This window comes from Cryobacterium sp. 10I1 (assembly GCF_035019805.1).
GTDB classification, from domain to species: Bacteria; Actinomycetota; Actinomycetes; order Actinomycetales; family Microbacteriaceae; genus Cryobacterium; species Cryobacterium glucosi.
This window is the reverse complement of sequence record NZ_JASJVF010000474.1, coordinates 1-1,315: the sequence shown is the minus strand read 5'-3', so window position 1 is coordinate 1,315 and position 1,315 is coordinate 1. Positions and strand designations below refer to the sequence as shown.

General features: G+C 70.3%; 3 protein-coding genes. All 3 read right to left on the bottom strand.

Annotated features, from left to right (window positions below; genetic code table 11):
* On the bottom strand, positions 1–190 hold a 190-nt coding region (locus QN345_RS19190; protein ID WP_323509129.1), incomplete at its 3' end, for an NAD-dependent epimerase/dehydratase family protein.
* 15 nt (positions 191–205) lie between these two features.
* Positions 206–631, bottom strand: a complete 426-nt coding sequence (locus QN345_RS19185) for an OsmC family peroxiredoxin (protein ID WP_134446935.1) — start codon at positions 629–631, stop codon at positions 206–208.
* A 99-nt stretch (positions 632–730) separates the two neighbouring features.
* Positions 731–1,246, bottom strand: a complete 516-nt coding sequence (locus QN345_RS19180) for a DUF4395 domain-containing protein (RefSeq protein WP_134559751.1) — start codon at positions 1,244–1,246, stop codon at positions 731–733.
* Positions 1,247–1,315 lie beyond the last annotated feature (69 nt).

The window sequence follows — 1,315 nt, the reverse complement described above, 5'->3', positions numbered from 1 at the left end:
GGTTGACGACCGCGTCGACCCCGTCGAGGGCTGCAGGGTCGATGTCGAAGACGGCGGGGTTCCAGGTCACCTCGTCCGGCCCGGTGGCCGGATGGCGCACGAGCCGGGCGACGGTGTGCCCGGCTTCGCCGAGCTGGCGGACGAGTTCGGTTCCGATGAGCCCGGAGGCTCCGGCGATCAGTACGCGCATCGGGCGCTCCTGCGCCTAGGCCAGTTCCGCTTCGATCGTGATCGGGATCCCGGCGAGGGCCTTCGACACCGGGCAGTTCGCCTTCGCGTCCTCGGCGAATGCCGCGAACTGTTCCTCGGTGAGGCCGGGCACGCTCGCGCTGACGAGCAGGTGGCTGCCGACGATGCCGACTCCGGCCTCGAAGGTCACGGCAGCGGTCGTCTGGATGTTCTCCGGCGTGTGCCCGGCCGCGCCGAGCCCGTTCGCGAGGGCCATCGAGAAGCACGCGGCGTGCGCGGCGCCGAGGAGCTCTTCCGGGTTGGTGGTGTTCGGGCTCCCGACACTCCGTGCCTTCCAGGTCACCGGGAACTCGCCGGCGTGGGAGGAGTCGAGTGAGACGGTGCCATGGCCGGACTTGAGGTCTCCGGTCCAGACGGTTGACGCTTCGCTGGTCAGTGCCATGGTGTTACCTCCTGGGTGTGAAAGCCCCAGCCTAACCGGGCATCCACTCAGAGGGACAGGCTCAGTCTGGGAGTTGACAGGGAGCCCGGTCCACGCGCGTCAGGCCGCGGCGGGGGAGCGACTGAGGATCCGGGCGCGCACGAGCAGGAGGTAGAGCTGGCAGCCGAGGCAGTAGTCGAAGACCGAGTTCAGGAACGCCGCGATGAACGCGAAACCGGCGGCGATCCCGACTGCGGGGGCGAGACCGAACAGTCCGAGCACGACGCCGATGACGGTCACGAACAGGCCGACCCCCTGGGCGAAGGTCGGCGGAGCGGCGTCTTCGAGTTCGGCGGGCGGTGCAAGGCGGGGACGTACGAATCGCTTGAACAGCAGGCCGTACGGGTGCCGGCCGACGCCTGCGAATGCTCCCCAGGCGAAGAGCGCCGCGATCGCGGCGAGCAACACGAGAGCGGCGACGGATGCCCCGGTCAGGGAGAGGAAGATCACGACGAGCAGGAGCACGGCCGTGATGGCGGCGCTGAACCGCGGGCCTCGGGGGTCGACGGGCGCGCGACGGGGCGGAGCGGCGGGGCTCGGCGTGGTTGCGCGGTTCGCGGAGGAATCACTGGGCATGGGGGCTCCCTGGCAGGTGTGACGCGGTGAGGGGGTTCGCCGATTCGGGCCCGGCGAGATGGTCGAGGT

What these genes read in the sequence shown, in the direction of transcription:
- QN345_RS19185 (WP_134446935.1), bottom strand. Translation starts at nt 631, where the DNA reads ATGGCACTGACCAGCGAAGCGTCAACCGTCTGGACCGGAGACCTCAAG.
- QN345_RS19180 (WP_134559751.1), bottom strand. Translation starts at nt 1,246, where the DNA reads ATGCCCAGTGATTCCTCCGCGAACCGCGCAACCACGCCGAGCCCCGCC.